This window comes from Arthrobacter sp. NPDC080031 (assembly GCF_040702485.1).
In the GTDB taxonomy this organism is placed as follows: domain Bacteria; phylum Actinomycetota; class Actinomycetes; order Actinomycetales; family Micrococcaceae; genus Arthrobacter.
Genome location: NZ_JBFBLA010000020.1, coordinates 1 through 24,648, shown reverse-complemented (window position 1 = coordinate 24,648; position 24,648 = coordinate 1). Strand labels below are relative to the sequence as shown.

The 24,648-nt window shown below is 63.6% G+C and carries 23 protein-coding genes and 1 pseudogene; 10 read left to right on the top strand and 14 right to left on the bottom strand.

Annotation, left to right across the window (positions count from 1 at the left end; genetic code table 11):
- Positions 1 to 20: 20 nt before the first annotated feature.
- From AB0323_RS16595 to AB0323_RS16545, 11 genes are all read right to left on the bottom strand, one after another.
- Positions 21 to 2,369: a gluconokinase, GntK/IdnK-type gene (locus tag AB0323_RS16595; RefSeq protein ID WP_366178297.1), complete on the bottom strand. Its 2,349-nt coding sequence runs from the start codon at positions 2,367 to 2,369 to the stop codon at positions 21 to 23.
- Positions 2,359 to 3,588, bottom strand: coding sequence for a D-mannonate dehydratase ManD (gene manD, locus AB0323_RS16590; RefSeq protein WP_366178296.1), 1,230 nt, complete (start codon positions 3,586 to 3,588; stop codon positions 2,359 to 2,361). The genes AB0323_RS16595 and manD overlap by 11 nt, the downstream gene beginning before the upstream one ends.
- A gap of 118 nt (positions 3,589 to 3,706) precedes the next feature.
- A complete protein-coding gene (gene uidB, locus AB0323_RS16585; RefSeq protein ID WP_366178295.1) occupies positions 3,707 to 5,164 on the bottom strand; it encodes a glucuronide transporter in 1,458 nt (485 codons plus the stop codon).
- A gap of 163 nt (positions 5,165 to 5,327) precedes the next feature.
- Positions 5,328 to 5,633 (bottom strand): hypothetical protein, encoded by a 306-nt coding sequence (locus AB0323_RS16580; RefSeq protein ID WP_366178294.1) that lies wholly within the window; start codon positions 5,631 to 5,633, stop codon positions 5,328 to 5,330.
- Positions 5,634 to 5,650: 17 nt separating this feature from the next.
- A complete protein-coding gene (locus AB0323_RS16575; protein WP_366178361.1) occupies positions 5,651 to 6,973 on the bottom strand; it encodes a mannitol dehydrogenase family protein in 1,323 nt (440 codons plus the stop codon).
- A gap of 86 nt (positions 6,974 to 7,059) precedes the next feature.
- The gene (gene uxaC, locus AB0323_RS16570) at positions 7,060 to 8,466 is read right to left on the bottom strand and encodes a glucuronate isomerase (RefSeq protein WP_366178293.1); all 1,407 of its coding nucleotides are present in this window, start codon (positions 8,464 to 8,466) and stop codon (positions 7,060 to 7,062) included.
- 88 nt (positions 8,467 to 8,554) lie between these two features.
- Positions 8,555 to 9,601 carry a LacI family DNA-binding transcriptional regulator gene (locus AB0323_RS16565; RefSeq protein ID WP_366178292.1) on the bottom strand — a complete coding sequence of 349 codons (1,047 nt, stop codon included), beginning with the start codon at positions 9,599 to 9,601 and terminating at the stop codon, positions 8,555 to 8,557.
- A gap of 89 nt (positions 9,602 to 9,690) precedes the next feature.
- Positions 9,691 to 10,857: a Gfo/Idh/MocA family oxidoreductase gene (locus AB0323_RS16560; RefSeq protein WP_366178291.1), complete on the bottom strand. Its 1,167-nt coding sequence runs from the start codon at positions 10,855 to 10,857 to the stop codon at positions 9,691 to 9,693.
- A 24-nt stretch (positions 10,858 to 10,881) separates the two neighbouring features.
- The gene (locus tag AB0323_RS16555; protein WP_366178290.1) at positions 10,882 to 11,742 is read right to left on the bottom strand and encodes a sugar phosphate isomerase/epimerase; all 861 of its coding nucleotides are present in this window, start codon (positions 11,740 to 11,742) and stop codon (positions 10,882 to 10,884) included.
- 40 nt (positions 11,743 to 11,782) lie between these two features.
- Complete coding sequence (locus tag AB0323_RS16550) at positions 11,783 to 12,790, bottom strand: Gfo/Idh/MocA family oxidoreductase (protein WP_366178289.1); 1,008 nt, start codon at positions 12,788 to 12,790, stop codon at positions 11,783 to 11,785.
- A 41-nt stretch (positions 12,791 to 12,831) separates the two neighbouring features.
- Positions 12,832 to 13,716, bottom strand: coding sequence for a sugar phosphate isomerase/epimerase family protein (locus tag AB0323_RS16545; RefSeq protein WP_366178288.1), 885 nt, complete (start codon positions 13,714 to 13,716; stop codon positions 12,832 to 12,834).
- Positions 13,717 to 13,902: 186 nt separating this feature from the next.
- On the opposite strand from AB0323_RS16545, the gene AB0323_RS16540 reads away from it, so the two are divergent.
- The 3 genes from AB0323_RS16540 to AB0323_RS16530 all read left to right on the top strand — a co-directional run bounded on the left by AB0323_RS16540 (position 13,903) and on the right by AB0323_RS16530 (position 17,310).
- Positions 13,903 to 15,177: an MFS transporter gene (locus AB0323_RS16540; RefSeq protein ID WP_366178287.1), complete on the top strand. Its 1,275-nt coding sequence runs from the start codon at positions 13,903 to 13,905 to the stop codon at positions 15,175 to 15,177.
- A 64-nt stretch (positions 15,178 to 15,241) separates the two neighbouring features.
- The gene (locus AB0323_RS16535) at positions 15,242 to 15,805 is read left to right on the top strand and encodes a gluconokinase (protein ID WP_366178286.1); all 564 of its coding nucleotides are present in this window, start codon (positions 15,242 to 15,244) and stop codon (positions 15,803 to 15,805) included.
- A 62-nt stretch (positions 15,806 to 15,867) separates the two neighbouring features.
- The gene (locus AB0323_RS16530) at positions 15,868 to 17,310 is read left to right on the top strand and encodes a gluconate:H+ symporter (RefSeq protein WP_366178360.1); all 1,443 of its coding nucleotides are present in this window, start codon (positions 15,868 to 15,870) and stop codon (positions 17,308 to 17,310) included.
- 12 nt (positions 17,311 to 17,322) lie between these two features.
- Here the strand turns inward: AB0323_RS16530 and AB0323_RS16525 are convergent, their stop codons facing one another.
- Together AB0323_RS16525 and AB0323_RS16520 are read right to left on the bottom strand one after the other, a co-directional pair.
- A complete protein-coding gene (locus AB0323_RS16525) occupies positions 17,323 to 17,967 on the bottom strand; it encodes an NAD(P)-binding domain-containing protein (protein ID WP_366178285.1) in 645 nt (214 codons plus the stop codon).
- A 93-nt stretch (positions 17,968 to 18,060) separates the two neighbouring features.
- Positions 18,061 to 19,200 (bottom strand): phosphatase domain-containing protein, encoded by a 1,140-nt coding sequence (locus tag AB0323_RS16520; RefSeq protein WP_366178284.1) that lies wholly within the window; start codon positions 19,198 to 19,200, stop codon positions 18,061 to 18,063.
- 220 nt (positions 19,201 to 19,420) lie between these two features.
- Here AB0323_RS16520 and AB0323_RS16515 point away from each other — a divergent pair, with 220 nt between their 5' ends.
- The 3 genes from AB0323_RS16515 to AB0323_RS16505 all read left to right on the top strand — a co-directional run bounded on the left by AB0323_RS16515 (position 19,421) and on the right by AB0323_RS16505 (position 21,328).
- On the top strand, positions 19,421 to 19,861 hold the full coding sequence (locus AB0323_RS16515) for a VOC family protein (protein WP_366178283.1): 441 nt from the start codon (positions 19,421 to 19,423) through the stop codon (positions 19,859 to 19,861).
- A 135-nt stretch (positions 19,862 to 19,996) separates the two neighbouring features.
- Positions 19,997 to 20,209, top strand: a complete 213-nt coding sequence (locus AB0323_RS16510) for an SDR family NAD(P)-dependent oxidoreductase (RefSeq protein ID WP_366178282.1) — start codon at positions 19,997 to 19,999, stop codon at positions 20,207 to 20,209.
- A gap of 102 nt (positions 20,210 to 20,311) precedes the next feature.
- Positions 20,312 to 21,328 (top strand): LacI family DNA-binding transcriptional regulator, encoded by a 1,017-nt coding sequence (locus AB0323_RS16505; protein ID WP_366178281.1) that lies wholly within the window; start codon positions 20,312 to 20,314, stop codon positions 21,326 to 21,328.
- A gap of 97 nt (positions 21,329 to 21,425) precedes the next feature.
- On the opposite strand, the pseudogene AB0323_RS16500 reads toward AB0323_RS16505, so the two are convergent.
- Positions 21,426 to 21,639, bottom strand: a pseudogene (locus AB0323_RS16500) (MerR family transcriptional regulator); the annotation flags it as partial.
- A 133-nt stretch (positions 21,640 to 21,772) separates the two neighbouring features.
- Between AB0323_RS16500 and AB0323_RS16495 the strand changes: the two are divergent.
- The 4 genes from AB0323_RS16495 to AB0323_RS16480 all read left to right on the top strand — a co-directional run.
- On the top strand, positions 21,773 to 22,198 hold the full coding sequence (locus AB0323_RS16495; protein ID WP_366178280.1) for an Hsp20/alpha crystallin family protein: 426 nt from the start codon (positions 21,773 to 21,775) through the stop codon (positions 22,196 to 22,198).
- A 246-nt stretch (positions 22,199 to 22,444) separates the two neighbouring features.
- Positions 22,445 to 22,819 (top strand): hypothetical protein, encoded by a 375-nt coding sequence (locus AB0323_RS16490; RefSeq protein ID WP_364532732.1) that lies wholly within the window; start codon positions 22,445 to 22,447, stop codon positions 22,817 to 22,819.
- Between the two features lie 637 nt (positions 22,820 to 23,456).
- The gene (locus AB0323_RS16485) at positions 23,457 to 23,915 is read left to right on the top strand and encodes a transferase (protein ID WP_366178279.1); all 459 of its coding nucleotides are present in this window, start codon (positions 23,457 to 23,459) and stop codon (positions 23,913 to 23,915) included.
- A 341-nt stretch (positions 23,916 to 24,256) separates the two neighbouring features.
- Positions 24,257 to 24,648 (top strand): Hsp20 family protein (locus tag AB0323_RS16480; RefSeq protein WP_366178359.1); only part of this gene is annotated, 392 nt, incomplete at its 3' end.

The following is a 24,648-nucleotide window of genomic DNA, read 5'->3' as shown; positions in this document are numbered from 1 at the left end:
AAATTCCGGGGAAAAGCAGCCTAAAGCCGGGTGTCGAACGAATCGCAGAACACGTTCTCATTGAACGTTCCGTGGAAGCCGGACTTGCCCTGGATTTTCTGGATGGTGGCCCGAATAGCCTCGCGAGTCCCTGCATGGGCGTTGATGGCCGTCTTGACCATCGGCACGTCGATCAAGTGGTTCGGCTGGTTCAGCGAGACGAACACGGTGGGGACTTCCGTGACGTACCAAGGGATTTCCGCCGCCATGGGGCTGGACCACTTGATGCGGATCGCAGCCTCTTGGGCGAAGCCCAACACACAAGCGAAGACGAACGCGGCATCATACTTTTCCGCATAGTCGCCGGTGGCTTCGTCCGAGATGACGCTCATGAAGTTCACGCCCGACTCCCCCGCAGCTTCGCGCTGTTCCGCGGTCTTGAAGAGGTGGACCTCGAAACCGGCGGTTTCAAGTTCCTCCTTGACCATATCCAGGTAGGCCAGCGGGTCCGCCCGGGTGAAATCGGAACCGCCGGAGATGCCGTAGAGGCGAATGCGCTTATGGGTTTCCGGTGTGATGGGCAGATTGCCGGCGGTGTCCTTGATCAGGGTGACGGTCTTGTCGGCGATTTCGGCGGCGACGGCGAGGTGCGCTTCGCTGCCGATCTGCCGCAGTGCCTCAGGCGACGGCGTCAGTTCTTCCGGCCGTTTCTTGTGCAGCCCGAGGCTGGCCTTCAATCCCAGAATCCGGCGCAGCGCGTCGTGCAGGCGCTGATCGGAGATCACGCCGGATTTGTATCCGTCCATCATGTACTGGAAGTCCTCCGCCGGGTTGCGGAAGAACAGGAACATATCGCAGCCGGCGGCGATGGTGGCCGGAACGAGGTCCTTGCGCTTCTTGGCCTGGGTGAGGCCTACCATTTGGGATGCATCCGTAAGTATCAGTCCGTTGAAGCCAAGCTCGCCCCGGAGCAGGTCCTGGAGAAGTTCCGGAGCGAGGGTGGCGGGCAGGATGTCCCTGTCCTCCGTCCCCGGACGAAAATGCCGTGTGAGCTCAGGCGCTCCGATGTGTCCGACCATGATGGATTGGACCCCGTGGCCGATCATTTCCCGGTACACATGTCCGTAGCTGGAATTCCATTCCGCGTACCCGAGCGTGTTGTACGAAGTGACCACGTGCTGGTCCCGTTCGTCCACGCCGTCCCCCGGGAAGTGCTTGATGGCACAGACGGTGGGGGATTCGCTGATGCCGTCGAAGTACTCCTTGGCGCGCTCCACCACGATTTCCGGTGTGTTGCCGAATGCCCGGGTGGAAATAACCGTGTTGCGCCAGTTGTAGTGGATGTCCACGATCGGCGCGAAGGCCCAGTTGCAGCCCAATGCCGCGGTTTCAACGCCCGCCACCTGGCCCATTTTCCTGGCGATCGACTTATCCGGGTGCGAACCTGCCTGCAGGTGGGTCGACACAAAAGTTCCGTCGTCGCAGCTTCCGGCTCCTCCCATTTCCGGGTTGGAGGCCACCAGGAGCGGGATGCGCGTTTTGGACTGGGCGTAACGGATGTGTTGCTGGACAGCCGCGGACGGACCCGGCCTGTACCGCATCCCGCCAACGTGATAGTTCTCCAGCACGCCGTCGAGGTACTCGGGCAAGTAATCGTTGTTGTGGTTGATGAAGAGCTGCCCGATTTTTTCCTCGAGGCTCATGCCGCGGATGGTGGAGTCCACCCACGCAACGGCGTCGTCGTCGAGGTTGAACGGCGCCGACTGGAGGTCGACGTCGAACCGGTGCGCTTGGGTGCCCGCGGCACCCGCGGGGCGGCTGCCGGCCGGAGCTTTGGAACCTGCGACGGCGGCAATCCCGGCCAGCGCTTCCGCGACGACCTCGCTTACCGGGGCGGCGATGTCCACGACGAACCCGGCCTCGTCGGCGTCGAGCGGTTCCAGGGTGGCGAGCTGCGAATCAAGGAGGGCAGGCGGCATGAAGTGGCCGGAACGCCCTTCTGTCCTTTCCCTCAGCACCTCTTTGCTGCCGTGCAGGTGCAGAAAGACGGTGTCCGGGGCTTTCTCACGAATGGCGTCACGGTAGCTGCGGCGGAGGGCGGAGCAAGCAAGGACCAGCCCGCCGTCCCCGGCGTTGGCGAGTTCCGTGCCGACCGTCGCAAGCCACGGCCAGCGGTCTTCGTCAGTCAGCGGGGTCCCGGCAGCCATTTTGGCGACGTTTTCCACCGGGTGGAGCGAATCGCCGTCGAGGAACGGAACTCCCAGCGCCCTGGCCACGAGATCCCCGATGGTTGTCTTGCCGCAACCGGAGACGCCCATCACCACAATGCGCCGCGGCTTTTCGGCGGCTGCGCCGAGATCGCCGGCCGTGCCCATGTTCCTACCAGTCATGGACGGTGCCGTCGACGAGGCGGTTGTACGGCAGGTAGGCCTGCTGATACGGGAAGGAGTTGGCGGCTTCTTCGTTGAATTCGACGCCGAGGCCCGGCCTGTCGCCCGGGTGCAGGTAGCCGTCGGTGAAGGTCATGGACTGTTCGAAGACCGTGTTGGTCTTGTCCGAGTGCTGCATGTACTCCTGGATGCCGTAGTTGTGGATGGCCAGGCCCACGTGCAGCTGCGCGGCGAAACCGACAGGGGATATGTCGGTGGGGCCGTGGAAGCCGGACTTGATCTGGTACTGCGCGGCGAAGTCCATGACCTTCTTCAGCGGCGAGATCCCGCCGAAGTGCGTGGACGCGGCACGGACATAGTCGATGAGCTGTTCCTTGATGAGGGTCTGGAAGTCATAGACCGTGTTGAAGATTTCACCGATGGCCAGCGGCGTGGTGGTGTGCTGGCGGACCAGGCGCACTCCTTCCTGGTTTTCGGCCGGAGTGCAGTCTTCGAGCCAGAACAGGTCATACGGTTCCAGCGCCTTGCCGAGCTTGGCTGCCTGGATGGGAGTCATGCGGTGGTGGCCATCGTGCAGCAGCGGGATTTCCGGGCCGAATTCGTTGCGCACGGCCTCGAAGACGGTGGGCAGGTGGCGCAGGTAGGCCCGGGTGTCCCAGTCCTCTTCCTGCGGGAACGCACCGCGGCCGGCAGGCTCGTAGTCGTAGCGCTCGCCCGAGGCCTGCGCCTGCGCGGCCACCCCGTAGACGGCCTTGATGCCCGGGATGGCGGTCTGAATACGGATCGACTTGTAACCGAGCTCCAAGTGCTCCCGGACCGAGTCGAACAAGGAGGGAATGTCCGCGCCTGAAGCGTGGCCGTACGCGCGGAGCCCGTTGCGGGAGGCCCCGCCCAGGAGCTGGTAGACCGGCAACCCCGCCACCTTGCCCTTGATGTCCCACAGGGCCATGTCGACGGCGGCGATCGCGGCCATGGTCACCGGTCCGCGGCGCCAGTACGCCGAGCGGTACAGGAACTGCCAAGTGTCCTCGATCCGGTGCGGGTCCTTGCCGATCAGCAGCTGCGCGACGTGCTCCTTCAAGTACGCGGCCACGGCGAGTTCACGGCCGTTCAGGGTCGCGTCGCCGATGCCGGTCACGCCGTCCTCGGTGGTGATCCGCAAAGTCACGAAGTTCCGGGTGGGGCTGGTCACGAAGACTTCAGCGGCAATGATTTTCACAGCTGGTCCTTTCAGGGTTGCTGATCGAGGGCTGGCCTGGCCCGGATGCGACGTGCACCACAGGGCGGGTAAAGACGATCTTAGGATGGATGACAATTATTGGCAACCGGTTGCAATATTATTTCGTGGAGATGTTTCCCGGTCCGGCGGTTTCTGCAGCGGTTTCCAAGGCGGCTTCCGACGCGGTCCGCACTGCGGGAGTCGAGACGGCACGTTCCCCACCCGACGGCTCCGCGCCGGATGTTTCCAGGGCCCGACGGGCCTTTATTTCGCCCAGGATCTGGGCATGGAACGCATCGGTCAGCTTGTACTTGGCCATGACGACGATTGCGAGGATGGTCATGATGGCGGGCAGGGCACCTGCGGCAAACTGGATAACCTGCAGGGATTCGGCGGTGTGCGTAGGACCGGACTTGTAGCCGCCGGCCGCGAGTGCATATGCGGCAAGGGCACCGCCGACGGCCTGGCCCGTCTTGCGGGTGAAAGAGAACAGCGCGTACGTAATGCCTTCAGTCCGGACACCGGTCTTCCATTCGCCGTATTCCACGGTGTCTGCCTCCAGGGCCCACACCACGATGTTGACGGCCATGACGCCAAGCATGCTCAGGAGCAGACCGGAGAACCCGATCCAGACCATGGAGGCCGGAGCGAAGAAGACGATTGCGCCGCCGATGATGGAGAGGAACCCGGCGGCCACATAGATGGTTTTCTTGCCGAAGTTTCGGACCAATCTCGGCATGAGCGGAACGAGGGCAAAGGTCACCGCCAATTGAACGATGGAGAGGACTGCGTAGAGATCCAGCCGGCCGAGGACGTCGCGCAAGTAGTACAGCTGCACGGAAGACAGGGCCATGTAGCCGGTCAGGAAGAGGAAGGAGCTCAGGCACAGCATGAGCAAGGGACGGTTGGTCTTGAGCGTTGCCATGCTTTGCTTGAAGGACACCTTGGGCACCGTCCGGTGGACACGTTCCTTGGCGGTCAGGAAGGTGAAGAAGTACAGCGCTGCGCCGATCACGACGAAGACCAGGGTGATGATGGTGAAGGTGGACTGCAGGTTGGCGCCGGGCTTGATCAGCGGAGCTACGAAGATGCCCAACGCGGAACTTACCAACAGGGCGCCGACCATGCGGGCAGAGCCCAGCTTTGCTCGCTCCCCCGGCTCTTGGGTCATCGCGCCGGCCAGCGAACCGTACGGGATGTTGACCAGCGAGTAGGCCAGGCCCAAGGCCGCGTATGTCGCGTAGGCGTAGAGCAACATCCCCGTTTCGCCGATCTGCGGAATGGAGAAGGCCGCGACACTCAGGAGCAGCAACGGAATGGAGCCGAACATGATGAATGGTCGGAATTTTCCGAAGCGCTTGCTGTAGGCGCGGTCAACCAACCGTCCGGCAAAGACATCGGCGAAAGCGTCGAAGATCCTGACAGTGAGCAACAGGGTCCCGGCGGCCGCCGCAGATATGCCCGCGACGTCGGTGTAGTAGACGAGCAGGAACATGGTTGCAGTAGTGAAGGCAAGGTTGTTGGCGGCGTCGCCAGCCCCGTAGCCTAGGATGCTGAGTTTGCTGAGCTTGTTCATTGCGGGCTCCTTTACCCTTGCCGGTACCCCATGTTCCGGCTTGCGATGATGGAAAGGCTTCGGCCGAATCAGGCCTGAAATTAGTTGAAGCTTGATGTAATTCTAATGACCCGGGCAATCATTCGGCAAGCGGTTGCCAAATGTTTCCATAAAACCTTTCCCCTCAGGCCAGATTCGTCAAAGGTGAGCGAGCGTTGAAGGAAAATGCCGTAAAGGTGAGCGAGCGTTGAAGGAAAATGCCATAAAGGTGAGCGAGCGCTGGCGAAAAGTGCCATAAAGGTGAGCGAGCGTCGGAAGAAAATACCTCAAAGGTGAGCGAGCGTTGAAGGAAAATGCCATAAAGGTGAGCGAGCGTCGGTCCTGCCAAACGCTCGCTCACATATATCGCGTGCTTGCCAAACGCTCGCTCAGATATGCGGGCCCACACGACGGCGCCCGTCACCTTCACGTGGAAGGCAACGGGCGCCATCGAAAGTGCCTGTTGGATTAGCTGAAGTTGCCGGCGGCCGCGAACGTCCCGGCCAAGCCCTCGACGAGGTCCACGATCCCCGCGTCGGCAACCAAGTCCGGATCCACGAGGCCGAGCAGGGCCTCGAGGCGGGCACGGCCCGTGAGGAGGTTCGCCGCGGCGATGTCTTCAGCCAGCGGGTCCTGGAGGCCTGTCGCCGTGGCGGTGTAGGCAGACCAGGCCGCGATCATCCGCGCAGCAGCCTGACCGCTGCGTCCCGCGGCGCGCTCGGCGCGGAGCACAGGCAGCGCCCGCATGCGCAGCTTGGCACTGCCATCCATGGCTATCTGGGCCAGATGGTGGGCGATCCGGGAATTGCCGAAGCGTTCCAGGAGAGCGGCCCGGTACTCGGGAATGCGCAAATCTTCACCCTGCAGGCTGGCAGCGGCCTCGTCCCAGAAGTCCTCCACAGCCCGTCGGCAGAAATCGTCAGCGAGGGCTTCAGCGACGGTCTTGTGTCCGCGCAGCTGGCCGGCATAGGCAAGGAGCGAATGGGCGCCGTTGAGGAGCCACAGCTTGCGGTTCTCGTACGGCTCGATCTCGTCCACGAAAACGGCGCCCGCGTCTTCCCAGTGCGGGCGTCCTGCGGGGAAGTCCCCGCTGAGGACCCAGTTGCGGAAGGGCTCGGCGAGCACGGGCGATTCGTCGCGATATCCGCAGGCCGCGGCCACGGCGTCGATATCTGCGTCCGTCGTCCGCGGCGTGATGCGGTCAACGGAAGTGCTGACAAAACTGACGTTGGCGTCGATCCACGCGGCGAGCCCGGCGTCGAACGCCTTGGCCATCCCCACCACGGCGCTCCTGGCGACGGTCCCGTTGTTGGAGAGGTTGTCGCAGCACACCACGGCGAGTGGACCGGCGTCGGCGTCCCGGCGCGCGGCGAGGCCGAGCACGAGGCGGCCCAGCGGCGTCGTCGGCCTGCCGGAAGAAGATCCGCCAGCGAGCACAGCGAGGTCAGCGACGACGTCCGGCGCTTGGGTATCCAGCTTGCCGTCGGCGCCCAGCCGGTAAGCGGCCTCAGTGATCGTGAGCGTGATGAGCGAAGTCAGCGGTGCGGCGACAAGCTCGACAAATCGCCCGACGTCGGCGCCGTCATCAGCCTCGACGATGCTGCCGATGACTTCGAAAGAATCACCAGCGTCCGAGCGCTCCACCACGGTGTACAGGCCGTCCTGGGCGGCCAGGACTTCTGCGGCATCCGGGCGGCGGCCCGTGAAGGAGGCGATGCCCCACTCCGCCGCGTCGCCTGCATGCTGGGTGTACCACGCCTGGTGGGATCGGTGGAAGGCACCCAGTCCCATGTGCACAATGCGCACCGGGGCTTTGCCGATGGGCCTGATGGCACGGTTCAGGCGGGGAAGGTCCGCGGTTTGCTCGGGTTCGTTGGTCACAGCTTGAAGACCCTCCGGGGTGAGGAGTCGACGACGTCGACGATGATTTCGTGCGCGCGGTCCTCGCTGACACGATGCTCGGCCACGAGGCGGGCGAGGAAGGATGCTTCGATCCGGCGGGAAGCGTCATGCCGGGCCGGGATGGAGCAGAACGCGCGGGTGTCGTCGATGAAGCCCGAGGACCGGGAGAAGCCGGTGGTCTCGGTAACTGCCGAGCGGAAGCGGAGCATGGCATCCGGTGCATCGAGGAACCACCACGGCGCGCCGAGGTACACAGAGGGGTAAAACCCTGCCAGCGGCGCCAGTTCGCGCGAGAACACGGTCTCGTCCAGGGTGAACAAGACCAAGTGGAAGTCCTTGGCCGTGCCGAAGTCCTGAAGCAGGGGCCGGATGGCTTCGGTGTAGTTGGTGGCGAACGGGATGTCGTGCCCGGTGTCCGCGCCGTAGGCCTCGAAGGTGGGCTGGTGGTGGTTGCGGAAGGAACCCGGGTGGATGGTCATGACCAGGCCGTCTTCGACGGACATCCTGGCCATCTGGTACATCATGTGGGCTTCGAAGGTGTTGCGGTCCGCGGCCGTGGCCTTGCCGGCACGCGCAAGCTCGAAGATCCGCTCGGCTTCGCCCCGGTCCAGCTTGAGCGTTGCCGGGGTGAGGACGCCGTGGTCCGCGGACACCGCGCCATGGTCCACGAAATAACGACGGCGGTTTTCCAGGGCCTTCATGTAGCCGGTGTAGCCGGCAGCCCCATCGCCGGCGGTTTCAATGAGCCGCTCGACGTTGGCACTCCACGCCGGGTGCGCGATGTTCACGTAGGCATCCGGACGGAAGGTCGGCAGCACCCGGCCGTTGAATGAGGGGTCCCCGGCAATGGCCTTGTGGCTGGCCAGGCTGTCCAAGGGGTCGTCCGTGGTGGCGAGGACCTCGATGTTGAAGTCCTTGAAAAGCTGGCGGGGACGGAAATCGGGCTCGACGAGCTTGGCGGCAATGGCGTCGTAGCTCGCGTCGGCAGTCATCTCGCCAAGGTCTGCGCCGAGCTTGAATACGCTGTCGAACTGGGTGCGCAGCCAGTACCCGGACGCGGTGCCTTCGAAGAGTGGCCACGCCTGGACGAAAGTCCGCCAGATCTCCCGCGACCCGGAGGGATTGGCGCCTCCCGGCAGCAGCTTGTCCATGGGGACTCCGCTGGCGTGGATCAGCCGGGTGACGTAGTGGTCCGGGCTGACCAGAAGCGCGGCCGGATCAGGGAACGGGGTGTTGTGCTCGATGACGGCGGCGTCAACGTGGCCGTGCGGAGAGATGATGGGCAGGTCCCGGACGCGCTCCAGCAGGGAGCGCGCGATGCGGCGCGTCCCGGGATCCGCGGGCAGGAGCCGGTCAGGATTGGCTGCGATCGACTGTGACATAGATCAATTTTCGGCCCGAAGAGGCAATCTGTCAACCGGTTGCCAACTATTGCCATCTCGTTGCAACTCATGCCCCGGTCGCTTGAAACTAGGCCATCAGCCGTCCGCTGGAGCCGCGAACCACAAGCTCCGTGTCTACCCGGACTGCTCCCGCGGGCCCATCATGCCCGAGCAACATGTCCAGCAGAAGGGTGGCAGCGCGGGAACCGCACTCCCCCAACGGCGACCTCACCGTAGTGAGCGGCGGCGTGGTGAAGTCTGCCCCGAAGATATCGTCGAAGCCCACGATGCTGATCTGGTCGGGAACGTGAATGCCGGCGGCCTGAAGCTCCTGCATGAGGCCTATGGCGAGGAGATCGTTGTAGGTGATCACCGCCGTCGCGCCGCTCGCCAGCACGTCACGCGCTACCTGGCGGCCGCCGTCGACGGTTGGCTTGGACGATTCCAAGCGGACCGCCCCCAACTTGTACCAATCGCAGGCAGCTTGGACGCCTTCCCAGCGGCGCCGCGACATCCAGGACTGTGGCGGCCCCGCAACATAAGCGAGCTGCTGGTGGCCATTGGCGGCAAGGCTCCGCACGGCCTGGCTGATTCCCTTGTTGACATCGGGGACCACGCATGGCACTCCCTCTATTTCCCGATTGATCACGGCCACCGGCTTGTCCGCAGCCAGGACCCGGATCTTGTCGTCGTCCATGCGCGGGCTCGCCAAGATGAGGCCGTCCACCGTACTCAACATCCTGCGGGCGGCAATGAGCTCGGTTTCAGCCGACTCCGCTGACTCGGCCAGCACCAAGGTGTAGTCCCGGGCGGACCCCGTGGTTTCCGCACCGCGGATAATGTCGAAGAATGTCGGGTTGGTGATATCCGCGACGATTAGTCCGATCGTCTGGGTACGGCCGGTGGGAAGAGCCCGGGCGAAGGGGTTCACCTGGTAGTTCAGCTGCTCGGCGGCATCCTCGATGATCTTCTGGGTCTTGGCGCTGACCCTGCCCGGTTTACTGAGCGCCCGCGAAACCGTGGATGGGTTGACTCCCGCAAGCCTCGCAATGTCGTAGATGGTGGTCGAGGTCTTCTCCCCGCGTCCACGTTTGGCGGGGAAAGTTGCTGCTCCGGAATTCGTCGCTTCAGTCACCGCTCCATCGTAGTGCGGCATGGCAACAAAAAGCAGGACGGTTGCCAAACCATTCGGCTGGCGACCGCCCTGCTTGAGTGCCCCGCTGATTACGAGCGCTCGGCGAACTTGCCTTCTTCGCTGATGCGCTTGTTGAGCTCGCGCATGTACTCCTCCTCGTCGAAGTCGAGGGAGACCTCCTTGCCGGTCCAGCTCGACAGGTGGATGGCGTTGGCCAGCCGGACGCCTTTGATCCCGTCCGAGCCGGGTGCCAAAAGCGGGGTGCCGTCCAGGATGTTGGCCGCGAAGTTCTCCAGGACGCCTGCGTGCTGTCCGCCCCAGGCCGACTCGAATTCGATGACCTCGGTGGTGTAGTAGTCCTCGGCCTTCAATTCGCCCATGAAGAGCTTGCGGACATCGTCCATGTCCATGCCGTCGCTGAGTTCGCGCTCGGGCTTGACCAGTCGGGTGACCGTGGCGGTCTTGCTGTTTTCCACCACGATCTTGCCCTGGTCGCCCAGAATCTCGAAGCGGTCCGTGCCCACGAGGTCGTGCGTGGCCGTGACGAAGACGCCGGTGGCGCCGTTGCCGTAGTCGACGACGGCCGTGACCTCGTCTTCGACGGCGATGTCCCGGCGGAATCCGTACGCCACCTTCGAGTAGACGGACTTCGGCACGCCGCAGATCCATTGCCACAGGTCGAGCTGGTGGGGCGCCTGGTTGACCAGGACACCGCCGCCTTCGCCGCCCCACGTGGCGCGCCATTGGCTGGAGTTGTAGTAGCCCTGCGGACGCCACCAGTTGGTGATGATCCAGTTGGTGCGGCGGATGGCCCCGATCTCGCCGTTGTCGACGATCTCCTTGAGCTTCTTGTACAGCGGGTTGTTGCGCTGGTTGAACATGATCCCGAAGGAAAGCCCGGGCTTGGAGGCCGCGAACTCATTGAGCTCCTTGACCTGCTTGGTGTAGACACCGGCGGGCTTCTCCACGAGGGCGTGGATATTGCGCTTGAGCGATTCGATGCCCATTTCCGGGTGCAGGTAGTGGGGCACGCAGGTGACGATCGCATCGACGTCGCCGCTTTCAAGCATGGCGATGTAGTCGTCGTAGAAAGGCGCATCAGGGTACCGGGAGGCCGCCAGTTCCTTCTTTGCCGGATCGGTGTCGCAGATAGCGCCGATCACCATGTTTGGAACCATTCCTTCAGTGATGAACTTGGCGTACGTGCCGCCCTGCTGGCCCAGGCCGATGATGCCAAGGCGTACTTTCTTGCTCATGAGTGGATCTCCGTTGTTGTGCGATTAGAAGAGGTCTGCGTGGCCCATGGCCACCAGGTTGTCGTAGGAAGTCTGCAGCGCTTCCCACACCGTCCGGCCGTAGAGCTCGTCCTGCTCGACGAGCAAATACTTCGCGCCGGCAGCCTGGGCTGCGGGAATGATGGACGGGAAGTCAAGGTTGCCCTCCCCCACTTCGGCGAACTGGACCACGTTCTTGAACTCGGCCATGAAGCCCGCGATATCCCCCGTTTCCAGGAGCCCGAAGGCCTGCTCCGGCAGCTCGCCGATCCGGTAGTCCTTCAGGTGCACCATGGCAGTGCGTCCGGCGTATTTGGCCAGGGTGCGGACCGGGTCCAGTCCGCCGCGCTGCACCCAGTGCACGTCGATCTCCATGCCCATGGCCGGAGAGTTTTCGGCAATGATGTCCAGCATGTACTTGCCGTCGAACTTCGCGAACTCGATGTGGTGGTTGTGGTAGTACAGGCCGATGCCGTGTTCCCGGAGGTTTTCGGCGTATTCGTTGGCTTGCTTTGCGAAGTCCACCACTGCGTCGATCGACTTCATGGCAGGGAACGGCATCATGCCGATCCGCAGGAGGTGGGTGTCCAGCCGCTTTGCGTCGTCAACGATCTTGGCGAAATGGTCCTTGAGGGAGTCGCCGGGCATACCCTTCGGCGTCTCCATGGCGACCGAAAGGGCCGCGATGTCCATGCCCAGTTCGCTGCGCGAACGGTCAAGTTCGGCAACGTTTTCCGGGGTCATCGGGATCTGGGAGATCTCGACGGCGTTGTACCCGATCGCGCTGACCTTGCGGAGCGTTTCAAACGCCCCTGCTTCGGCAAAGCTGCCCTTCAGCATCATTGCCTGTATGCCGATTTTGGCCACTTTGTCCTCCGTTGGTTCCGGGCCCTCGTGGGCCGCGTGGTTAGCCCACCTGCCCGGAGATCTCCGGGTAGCTCTGGGCATAGATCTCTTTGACGATCCTGAGCGACTTTTCGGCCTCCGCGGGGCTGATCCAGAACGGAGCAGGGTCCCCGAGCTTGGCGTAGAAGTCCTTGATCAGGAGTTCGTGGGATACGCCCCAGTACGCACGCCCACCCGATTCCAAGGCACGTTCCGGGACAGTTTCCTGGGTGCCGTCGGCGTAGCTGACAACAAGGTCGCCCCGGAGGCTGAGGGTGGCGTTTTCGGTCACGATGTCGAGCGTCACCGGCGCGTTGGTTGCGTTGGCCAGGGTGGCATAGAAGACGCTGGTGGCACCATTCGCGTGCCCGGCGATAAATTCCGCCGTGTCCTCCACTTCGATCACGCCGCCGAGCGAGCGCGTGGAGGCGTGGCCTTCCACCTTGGTCACGTCACCTACCAGCCACTGGAGCAGGTCCACCGTGTGGATGGCCTGGTTCATCATGAGGCCGCCGCCTCCTTCAGCCCAGGTCCCCCGCCACGGCCGGTCCCGGTAGTACTCGGCCGTCCGGTGCCACATCACGGTTGCCGAGGCGCCCAGAACCTGACCCAGCCTGCCGCCGTCGAGCAGTCTCAGCATGGCCTGCGACGTCGCGTTGTAGCGGTTCTGGAAACATACGGCGATCTTCGCCGTGCTCCGTTCAGCCGCCTCGGCCAGCCGGTGCCCCTCTTCAAGAGTGTGGGCGAGCGGCTTTTCGACAATCACACTGACGCCGCGCTCAAGGCAGTCCGCGGCCAGCGAAGCGTGCAGGTGGTGCGGGGTGCAGACGTGCACGACGTCGGGCCTCACCGCATCGAGCATCTCCAGGTAGTCCGCGTACCCCGCCGCGCCGTAGGCGTCCGTTGCCGCCTGGAGGCGTCCGGCGTCGGTGTCACAGACTGCCACGAGTTCAACGTCGTCCAGCTTGGCGATCGCTCCGAAGTGCACGCTCGATACATCGCCGCAACCGATGACTGCTGCTGTAGGCATTCTTCTCCTCGAAAGATGTTTTTCTTTGAACCTACAGGCCCTCAGGCGAGGGCAACACCGTTCTTGGCTGCCAGTGCCGCAAAGGCGCGCGCCGCAGCGCCGAAGGCGACGGGTCCGGAGAATCCGCCCAGTTCGTGGGTGCTTGCGAGGTGCGGTTCCAGCGATGCGAAGCCGGCAAAGCCGTCGGCCTTGAGCGCGGCGATGGTGGCGTCCAGTTCGCCGTCGCCTTCACCGGCAGGCACCACTTCACCTGTACCGGCGACCGCATCCTTGACCTGGAAGTACTCCAGGTAGGGGCGCAGCACGGCATAACCCTCGGTGTACGGCTTGACGCCCACCTGGACAAAGTTGGCGCTGTCCCAGGCAACGCGCAGCGAGGGGGAATCGACGGTCTCCATGATGTCCAGGACGCGCTCGGGCTTGTCGCCGTAGATGCCCTTTTCGTTTTCGTGCAGGAGCACGACGCCGGACGCGGCAGCCTCGTTCGTGAGTGCGGTCAGGCGCTCCATGACTGAGTCGCGGATGTCTTTGTGGCTCTGCCCTTCGGCCCGGTAGAAGGAGAAGATGCGGATGTATTTGGCATCGAGGCCCTTGGCCACCGAAATGATTTGCCGCAGCCGGGCGAGCTCATGGTCCACGGGAACACTGACGTCGATCTTGCCGATGGGGCTCGCGACCGCGGAAACCTTCAGGCCCTTCTCGTCCAGGATGGCCTTGAGCCGCTCGATTCTTTCCGGCTCGAGTTCCGAAACGTTGGTGCCCCATGCGCTGCGCACTTCGATATGGCTGGCACCGAGGGCTTGCAGTACGGCGGCCTGGACCGCGGGATCGGGATCCACTTCGTCGCCGAAACCGGACAGGCTCCACACGGCATTGGTTTCAGTCACGGAAATCTCCTTTGGATCCGTTCGCCCGCACGGCGGCATATGGCGCCAAGTGGTAGTTCACGGGCATGCGTTCGCCTCGAGTCTAGCCAGCTTGGCACTCGATTGACAACCGATTGCCAAATCTTGGCAACCAGTCGGGCTGACAATGGGGCTAAAATCGGGTCGACTGGTTTGTTTCGCAAGCGCGGTGTCCGTAGCGTCTCAAACACGGACAGGGGACCTATCATGACTGATCAAATAGAGCGCAGCTCCGCCAAGCTCTGGAATCGCGATTTCAGCACACTGTGGTGGAGCGAAGCCGTATCGTTCTTCGGAAGCCAGCTCACCCTGTTCGCGATTCCCATCGTGGCGCTCCAGATCCTTGACTCTTCCGCCTCGGACGTCGCGTGGATCAACACGGCAGCAGGACTGGGAACCGTGGTCTTTCTCGGGCTGCTGGGACCTTGGACCGACAAGGTGCGCAGGACGCGGTTCATGTCCCTGATGTCCGGACTTCGAGCACTGGTCCTCAGCGCGATGGCAGTTCTGTTTCTCACGGGAACCCTGTCACTGCTTGCCCTCGTGATTGCGGCTTTCCTGGTGTCGGGCTTGACCGGGCTCTACGACAGCGCCTTCGCAGCCCTTCTCCCGAGCGTCGCCCACCGTTCCAAGCTGACGACGGCGAACACCTGGGTCGCGGGAATCAGATCCGCTGGCGACATTGGTGCTGGAGCGACGGCCGGAATACTCCTGCAGCTGCTCTCACCTGTGGCCCTCTTTATTTCGGATGCACTCACGTACTTGGTGTCAGCGCTGGCGGTTGGCCGGATCCGGGAAGAGCGACAGGCGCCACCGGAGACATTCACTTTCAGGGGCTACTTCTTGTCGCTGGGTACAGGATTCGCAATTCTCGTACGGGATCGCGTGATGCGGCCAGTCACCTTGTCGATTGCCCATTTCAACCTATTCACCGCGGCGATCCAGTCGGTCTATGTCACACATGCACTGCGGACTGGATCCATGACGCCGGCCGAGATCGGCATCGCTGGAGCTATCGGTGGAATCATCGGCCTGCTCTCCATGATGGCCGCACCCTGGGTCTGGGACATGTTTCGGCCTGTCCGGGCACTCATGGCAACTTTCATGCTCCCAGCCTTCGCAGGCCTCGGCATGCTTTTACTCACGCCGGGACAAGTCGTCGCGAACGTGCTTCTCCTCGGGCTTTCGCTCGGTTTCTGGGCGTCTTGCGTGATGGTCAACATCACCGGAACCGAAACACTCAAACAGCTTCTTATTCCCCACGAAGCCCTCGGAAGATTCTCATCCGCCAGCAGGATCCTCACGTGGGGTATCGACCCGATCGGCGCTGCTCTGGCCGGTGTTCTGGCCCTGTTCCTTCCGACCGGTGCCGTACTCGCCGCGGCGAGCTCCGGCGTCGTGATTTCAGCTTGCTGGATTGCCGCCTCCCGTGCCGTTCGAGAATTGCCGCTCCTATCCGAGATCGAACAGCGTCCCGAATAAGCGCCGTCAGGCCGGCTGCGATTAGCTATGGCACAGAGCCCCACGTGCTGCCAAGATGGGCTCCATGGACCCTCTGGACATGGCGACGCCGCCTCTGGACGAACCGGTTGTGCTGGTTGTCATGGGCGTTTCCGGTTCCGGCAAGTCCACAGTTGCGGCCCTCCTTGCGGGCCGGCTTGGCTGGGCGTTCGAAGAGGGCGATGCCTTGCATCCCCAAACAAACATCGACAAGATGGCAGCGGGACATCCGCTCACGGATGAGGACAGATATCCCTGGCTGGAGAAGGTCGCCGAGTGGGTCGACCGGAGGCTGGATCATGGGGAAAACGGCGTCATCACTTGTTCGGCGCTCAAACGGTCTTACCGGAACATCATTAATCGCCGAGGTTCAGGTGTTGTCTTCGTTTTTCTGTCCGGGACGCCCGAGACCATCAGCGCACGGTTGGCCGAACGCCATGGCCATTTCATGCCCGCCAGCATGTTGGGGAGTCAGTTCGCAGACCTTGAGGAGCTGTCCCCGAGTGAGCCCGGAATCCGGATCGACGTGGGTCCGGGTCCGGGAGTGATTGCCCAACAAATCATGGACAAGTTCGGCCTGCGGCCGAGCGGAACAGGACGAGAACCATGAACGGAATCTCCATCCTCGACAGGACCTTCGCCGGGGTCGCCACCGATGCCACCACGGACGCGATGCATCAACCGTGGACCGGCCACGACACCCAGGTCCTTGTGGTGGCGGCCATCGGCATCGCGATAGTCGTCTTGCTGATCGTTTGGGTAAAGATGCATGCTTTCCTGGCCTTGAGCATCGGCGCCCTCTTTGTCGGCATTGCCTCGGGAATCGCCTTGGACAAGGTGACCACGTCCTACGAAAACGGCGTCGGCGGCGTGCTGGGCTACGTCGGCGTGCTCATTGCCTTGGGAGCGATGCTTGGCAAACTCTTGGCCGATTCCGGCGGTGCGGACAAGATCGTGGACACACTTCTCCACGGCCGCCCTGCAACGCTGCCGTGGAAGATGGCGTTGATCGCCGGCATTATCGGTATCCCCATGTTTTTCGAGATCGGGCTCGTGCTTCTCATACCCGTCGTGATGCTCGCCGTCCACCGTTCCAAGGGCCCGGCGATGCGTCTTGGCATTCCGGCCCTGGCGGGCTTATCGGTACTCCACGGTTTCATCCCACCGCACCCGGGCCCGTTGGCCGCGATCGGCATCCTCCATGCCAATGTCGGTGTGACTCTTGCCTTTGGCTTGCTTATAGCGGTTCCAACCGTCATCATCGCAGGTCCCCTCTTTGGCCGTCTCGCCGCCCGGATCGTACCGATCGGAGCTGCAGGCGCTGGCCTGGCCGTCACGGTCGGAGCCGGTGACAGCCAGTCGGCCAGGTCCCAAGGCCCCGGCGCAAAAGCCGCAGGGTCCCGTGGCGAAGCGCCCGTCGGCAAGGCACAGGATCCACAGGCCACGCGCAGCCCGTCCTTTGCCTGGACCCTGGTGACCTTGCTGTCGCCGTTGGTGCTCATGCTGATCAAAGCCGGGGCAGACATTTGGATGGACAAGAGCGCCGCGCTCCGGCCCTTGCTGGACTTCATCGGCGATCCGGTGTTTGCGCTGCTCGTCGCGGTGCTTCTGGCCATGGTGACTTTTGGTACAAGGGTGGGATTCTCCGCCTCGACCCTGACGAAGAAGATCGGCGAGAGCCTGTTGCCGATTGTCGGGGTCATGCTCATCGTCGGCGCGGGCGGCGGCTTCAAGCAGGTGCTAGTCGACGGCGGTACCGGAACCGCGATCGCCAAGATCGCGGTGGCGGCGAGCCTGTCGGCCCTGGTGCTTGGGTGGATCATCGCAGTGCTGATTCGCCTCGCCACCGGCTCAGCGACTGTTGCTACGGTGACGGCGGCCGGCATCATCGCACCCCTGGCAACCGGCTTGTCGCCGGCTCAGCTGGCGCTGGTTGTACTCGCCATCGGGGCCGGATCGCTGTTCTTCTCCCATGTCAACGATGCCGGCTTCTGGCTGGTCAAGGAATACTTCGGGCTGACAGTAGGGCAAACGATCAAGACCTGGTCGGTCATGGAAACCATAATTTCCGTCGTGGGATTCGGCTTCACAGTGCTGCTATCCGTTTTCGTCTAGCCAGGACGGGGCCTAGAGTGCGGCACGCGCCTCGTCGGCGTTCAAAAGCCTTCCACCAAGCCCGCCGTTCTGGTGAAGGTCGCCTCGCATCAGCTCCAGCCTGCCGGCCACGTCGAGTCCTCCGGCCTTGACCGGATCAAAGCCAGCGGCACCAATGAGCCTCTCGACCGTTTCGGCCGCCGCGTCGTCGTCGGTTGCGTAAAACAGAACTGCCCGCCCGGATGCCCGGTTGGCGGCCGAACCCAGTGCGTCGGCGCCCAAGGTGCCGAAGGCTTTCACGAAATGCGCGCCGTCAGGGAGCAGGCTTGCCACGATCGAGGCTGCTGATTGACCCTCCGGCAGCGTAGTGGTGTAGCCGCCGTGGCCATCAGGCCCGATCGGGTTGGTCGGGTCGATTACCACCTTGCCGACCAGCGCGTCGGACAATTGGGAGATGAGTTCCTTCTCGGTGTCCAGCCACACGGCCATCAGGACCGCGTCAGCTTGTGCCACGGCATTGGCGACGCTCGCCGAACTCGCCAACGCACCCAGCTCAGCGGCCAACGATTCAGCATGGGATTGATCGCGGGCCGCCAAGACGACCGGCTCGCCGCCCTCAACAAGATGGCGGGCGACGCTGGACCCGATATTGCCGACTCCGATAATTGCAGTTGTCACGTCAACCTCCGTGCGCGCCTTCATCTCAATCATAGGCGGAGTTAGGCGTCAGAGCTGGGGCGGATTCCTGACACGGCCCGATGGAACTGCTTCTCAGTCGGAACCCTCAGGAACGTCTGCGGACCGGTCGCCGCGCCGGATGATGCCCATTTGCTCGAGCTGGGCCGACATCCCGGCACCGTCCGGAGAGTAGATCCACGGGACCCCCGGGGTCGGCGGAGCTGGGGACTTCGACCGCCCGCCGGCGAGCACCGCCTCACTGACGGAAAGCTGGCGGATCGCGATGGCCCTGACGTTCTGCGGATGGCGTTGGGCGAACTCGGCGTAGATGGCCTCGTCGTGCTGTCCGTCATCACCAACCAGCAGCCACTTAACGCCGGGGAACTCCGCCGCGAGGCGTTCCAGAGATGTCCGCTTGTGCTCCTGGCCGCTGCGGAACCAGCGGTCGGGCGTGGGACCCCAATCGGTCAGGAGCATGGGACCGGCGGGATACAAATTGCGGGACAGGAACCTCGACAGGGTCGGTGCGACATTCCAAGCCCCGGTCGACAGATACACCACGGGAGCCGAGGGCGTCGTCCTTACGATCCGCTCGTACAGCACTGCCATGCCCGGCGTCGGGGTCCTCGCGTGTTCATCGAGGACGAAAGTGTTCCAAGCGGCCAGGAACGGACGGGGCAGCGCGGTGACCATCACGGTGTCGTCGATATCGGAGACGATACCGAAGTGTGTATCGTCAGCGACGATCTGCACCGGAGCCTCCACCACCCCGGATCCCCCGGATTGCAGGGTGATCGTATGCCAGCCGGCGTCGAGGGCTACGGGGATATGCGCGTCGACCACGCCTCCGCGGTCCGCTTCGACGTCATGGACGGTGCCTGCGACGGTCACGCGCACGGCGGCGTGTGCCACGGGCGCACTCGTGAAATTGCGCCAGCCGCGCATTCTATCCTGCAATGGTTTGAGCGCACTTGCCTGAGCACCGGTCCCGGTGTCCCTCGCGTCACTGCGGACAACGCGCGCCAACACCCGGACCCAGGAAGTGGTGCCGTAACCGGTGTATGGGATGACGGTCTCCACCCGACCGCGCCGGATAGCCAGTCGCGTCTGGAACCTGAGCCAGGCATCGTCCAGTCTCAGGGCGAGATGGCGGCGCGCGCGGCCCGGCAGCGTCGGGCTCCCGCTGTCAACGCTGTCGGACAGGGCGCGCGGCTTCACAGGGAGGGGACACATGCGTCCAGTCTTACATGGTCACTCCCCGCGCCTACGCACAGTCCGTGCGCCAACCGGCAGGCTTGCCGGCACCCAGCAGGGCCGCCGGCTCGAATGGAATCCGTACCCCGTACGGAGGCTGCCGCCCGCGGCAGGAGCCTTTCCCCCGACGTGGATTCGCCTTAAAGTCCGCGGTAGGCTCCGTCTTGGCCGTGTAAAAGAACACTTGGAGGCTTTTCCCATGTCGCGAATCGTGCGGTTCGACCACGTCGGTGTCACCGTTCAGGACCTCGACCACGTGACGGCGTTCTTCGTTGGACTCGGGCTCGAGGTCGAGGGCCGGATGTTCGTGGAGGGCGAGTTCATCGACACCGTCATAGCCATCCCTGATTCCCGTACAGAGATCGTCATGCTGCGGACACCTGACGGAGGAACAGGCGTGGAGCTATCCAGCTTCGTCAGGCCGGACCCCGAGCCTGGATCACCCGCCGCGATGGCCAACGAGCTCGGGCTGCGCAGTCTGTCCTTCGAAGTTGACGATCTTCAGGCGCACGTCGACCGGCTGGCCGCGCAGGGATACGGGTTGATCGGCGGCATCGGCCAGTATGAGGGATCCTGGCGCATGGCCTACGTCCGAGGTCCAGAGGGAATCATCGTCGCCCTGGCCGAGCGGATCAACTGACGCGACCCCCTGGTAGTCGCAGCGCGTCACGCTGAGCAGGTTTTCGGCGCCCCCAACGGACTGCGAGCCCGGGATTCCGGGGTTTCGGAGCAGTGTGGGCGCCAAAAATGTGCGTGGCGTGACGCGGCGCACGCGGTGCTGACGCGGGTGCAGCTCAAGGGCTACCTTGACGCCATGGTCTATGACAAGGCGGTCGGACCCTTGGGCTACCCCGGCATCACCCACTACAGCGCGAACAAGGCCCGGCTCATCGGGTTTACGATCTCCCTCGCGGTTGAAGTGGCACCGGCAGTGCGCGTCAACGCCATCTGCCCCGGGGCCATCATGAATCTAGGCAACCTCTGGTGATGGCTCGAGGTGAGTCAGACACCTCCCTTCTGTTAGTTATCAAAATGTAAGGTAGAAAAGACTTCATGTCGTCGGCGCCATTCATCAGAGCAGGTTGTTCATGTGACTCTCCATAAGCCTTCAGGGCGACTTCACTCAGTCACGCAGGAAGATGTTGCGCGCGAGGTGGGTGTATCTCGGACACTCGTATCATTTGCCTTCCGCGGAGCCCCTGGCGTGAGCGATGAGACCAAACAGGCAATCTTCGACGCGGCAAAACTTCTGGGCTACCGGCACAATGCAGCCGCTGCAGACCTGGCGAGTAAACGCCCCTCTACCATCGGTCTTTTCCTTCTCGATCTCAGCAATCAGGTCTACGTTGATATTTTCAGCGGGGTGCGCGAGGCCCTCTCCCCCATGAAGAAGCGCCTCATCCTCAGCGTTTCCCACTCCCGTGGCAGCATCGACGAAGGATCGATCGGTTCGCTCATCGAAGCGCGAGTCGGGGTCGTCATCGCGGCGACGCTCCTCGAGCCTGACGCGGAGGTACAGGAACTCGCCAGGAACGTGCCTCTCGTGAACGTTACGCGGCGCGTGGAAGGCGTTGACAGCGTATATTCAAACGACGTAGCGGGCGCCCGAGCCGCTACAGAGCATCTGCTCAGGCTCGGACACACCCGCATTGCCCATGTGACCGGACCAACGCACCAAGGCCATGAGGAGCGTCGCCAGACCTACGAAAAGGTCATGCGCGAAGCCGGCCTCGTACCGCAAGTGGTGTTTGTCCACGACTACACCCAGGAAGCGGCACGGCAAGCCTCCGATCAACTCTTCGGCGCATTGGACCGGCCGACCGCCATCTTCGCGCACAACGACGAGATAGCGCTCGGCGTCCGCGAGAGCGCCTACGTACACGGCCTTGAAGTCCCACGGGACCTCTCGCTCGTCGGCTACGACAACTCGAGAATCGCCAGACTCCACGGAATCGATCTGACCTCGGTGGATCTCCACGCGCTTGAGCTTGGACGGACTGCCGGAATCACAGCGCTCGACAGGCTTGCCGACCCCACCCAGCCTGTCATCGAGCGCATGCTCGAGCCACGTCTGGTCGTGCGCAGCTCAACATCGACGGCCCCTTAAGTGCTTAACGCGCCCTGGCCATGTCAATGCCCGGGCTGGGAGACGCTTCTAAGCCACGGTCACATGATCGCGGTCGTACCCAGCTGAAGGCGGCACGAGCTAGGTTCAACCCCAGGTCCAGCAGCTCACCGATCCGCCGCAATGTCACCAGATCGTCCTCGCTGTACTGCCGGGTGCCGCCCAGGGTCCTGCCCGGCACCACCAGCCCCCCTGCGCTCGTAGAGGCGCAGGTTTTGCTGCCGCATCCCCACCAGCTCGGCGGCCCCGGAAATCGCGTACACACCCCTGCCCCGGTCCTCGGCGTCGCCCATCGGGTACCTCCAAAATCTCTCCTACCAGGCTTGCCCCGACCCATTCATAGTGCTATAAGAAATATATACCAGCTGCCATAGATCGGCTGGGTTTACAAAGAAGTAAACTGCGATCTGCAAGGAGTGAGAAACCATGCTGATGCGAACAGATCCGTTCCGTGAATTCGACCGGCTGGCCCAGCAGGTATTCGGAACGACGTCACGGCCCGCGGCGATGCCAATGGACGCTTGGCGCGAAGGCGAGGACTTCGTGGTCGCCTTCGATCTGCCAGGAGTCAACGTGGACTCGGTGGACATCGACGTCGAGCAAAACGTGCTGACCGTCAAGGCCGAACGCCCGGAGCCCGTCGGCGAGGGCACGGAACTGATCGCCTCCGAACGCCCCCGCGGCGTCTTCAGCCGCCAGCTCATCCTCGGCGACGCGCTGGATACCGACGGCGTGAAGGCAAGCTACGACGCCGGCGTCCTGACCCTGCGGATCCCGGTGGCGGAGAAGGCAAAGCCGCGCCGCATCGAAATCGAAACCTCCGGAAACCAGCGCCAGGAGATCAGCGCCTGAGCATCGACGTGGCTTCCATGACCGGGAGCACCGAAGCGGCCAACACGTAAAGAGGGCGATGAAGTCCATAGACCACGCCACAGCGCGGGTAGCGCAGAGATAGAGGCCCCAAGGACGACTCCCGCAACGATGGTCCCCGGCTGAACGGACCGGGGACCATCCCTGTCCCCATCCCATGAACACACGGCACCGGACCCCGCCCGATTGCGCCCGTATCGCCGAACCACACATGACCAAGGAGACCCAATGAGTGCCTGGCGTCCGTACGACAGCCAGTTGTTGCCCGCGTTCTACGAACGCTTCGAGAAGCGGTGGGGCACGGGAACAGCACCGTTCCTGGACCCCGAAACCCACGAACAACCCATGCCCCGGGCCCAATGGATCAATGTCGACACCGGCGCCGCGGTCGCGGTCGTCCCGATCTGGACCGAGGACCCCCAGCACCGCTCCTTCGGAGTGTTCTACTTGCCCCCGGCCGGCGACATCTGGGTCCTGCGGCCCGGCTACACCAACTACCTCGAAACCGACCCCAAGAACCCCGAGCAAGCCACCCTGCGCAACGACGCCTTCAGAAAAGCCGTCGCCCACGCCAAGGAATTCATCTACGGAACCCAACCCTGAAACCGCACCCGGGCCGGGCAACCGGGCAACCGTCAAAGAACCCGGAAGGGCACTATGACCCCGCAACAAATCGGCCAGTTCCTCCAGGACTGCACCCTCCCCGATGGGGCGGGCCGTTCACGGCCCGGCTCCGCTGCGTTAGTGAGCAGTCATGGCCACCGTGCGGGAATCCGTCGACGTGAACTGGGAACCCCCGCACCGTCCTGGAACGGGCCGGCGCCTCGGCTCATCTGGAGGACCGGCAGATCGAGAAGGACCTGGAACGGTTCAAGGAATCCATCGAGGGCCGGGAAGTAGAGACCGGGGCCTGGCGGGGAAGCATCGCTGGGGGCGAGGTCGAAGGCCACAGTTAACCCCAAACCCGCTCGACGCAGAGTAAAGCTAAGTACCTCAGCCGGAGCCCGCCCACGCAACCCGGGGCCAGGTCGCCCGGACACCGCATCCTTTCGTGACTGCGCCTCCTCGACTCCGGACGAGTTCCCGGCTGCCCTTCCTTCCTTCTTTCCTACCTGGCTGCCCGCCTGCCCAGGACGGGGAACACTGGTCCGTGACCATCGCCCGTTGGGCCGGTTCCGGAATCAACGCCGGATCTGCGGCGTTAATTTTCATGCGGCAAATAGTCGCAGGAAGGAACAGGATGAGCAGGAGGAGAGGGAACCTCGAGGTGGTCGAGGACGATGCCGGCAAGGCCACCACCTATCGCCGGCATCCTCAAGGGGGAGGCTTGATCGGGCCCGGGGCCCGGGTAGCGGCGGATTCATTCATCGCTGAAACAACCTACGTCGAGGCCGGAGCCTGTGTCGGCTCCGGATGCCGGGTCGGCCGGGGAGGCTGGATCGATCGGCAGGCAGTGGTAGGTGACCTTGTCTTCATTGGGGACGATGTCTACGTGGGCCGCGGAGCGGTTCTGGGCAGCAGGGTGCGCGTCGGCAGCCATTCGCGCATCGGCGCAGGGGCACGCATCGGCCACGGAGTACGGCTACACGGGGACAGCCTGGTGCCCGACGGCGCCAGCATCCCCGACGCCGGGCGTCCCCGAGGCGCTTCGCCGCACACCCGCAAGTCCCACAGCCAGGACTCCGGGCTGGCAGCCTAGACCCCCTTTGACGCGGGCCTGGAGGATTCATGCCGGCGAAAGGCACAGGGAGGCCCCACAGGCGGCGCAGCTGGCCGCCGACACAAACCTTGCCGGTCCGGAGAAGCGCTCCTGCCCGCATGTGCGGCACGGTCCGGCACCGCCTTTCGTGGCAGGCTGCGGAAACGGCGGTTCCGGGCCGTGTGGCCACTCTTCCGGTCCCTGATCCGGCCCCAAAAACCTAACCAGGTTCCTTGCCCGGCCCTCATCCAAGTGCTATAAAAAATCTATGCCAGCCACCATAGCAAACCAGGTGGCTGAAGGAAATGATCGCACCGATCTGCAAGGAGTGAGGAATGACCATCCTGATGCGTACCGACCCGTTCCGCGAGCTCGACAGGCTCGCACAGCAGGTTCTGGGCACCACGGCCCGCCCGGCGGCCATGCCCATGGACGCCTGGCAGGAAGGCGAGGAATTCGTCGTCGCCCTTGACCTGCCCGGGGTCGACGTCGACTCAGTGGACATCGACGTCGAACGCAACGTCCTGACCGTGAAGGCAGAGCGGAAGGACCCTGCCGGTGAGAACACCGAACTTATCGCCGCCGAACGGCCCCGCGGGGTCTTCAGCCGCCAGCTCATCCTCGGCGACGCCCTGGAGACCGACGCCGTGCGGGCCAGCTATGACGCCGGGGTGCTGACGTTGCGGATCCCGGTGGCCGAGAAGGCCAAACCGCGCCGGATCGAGATCGAGTC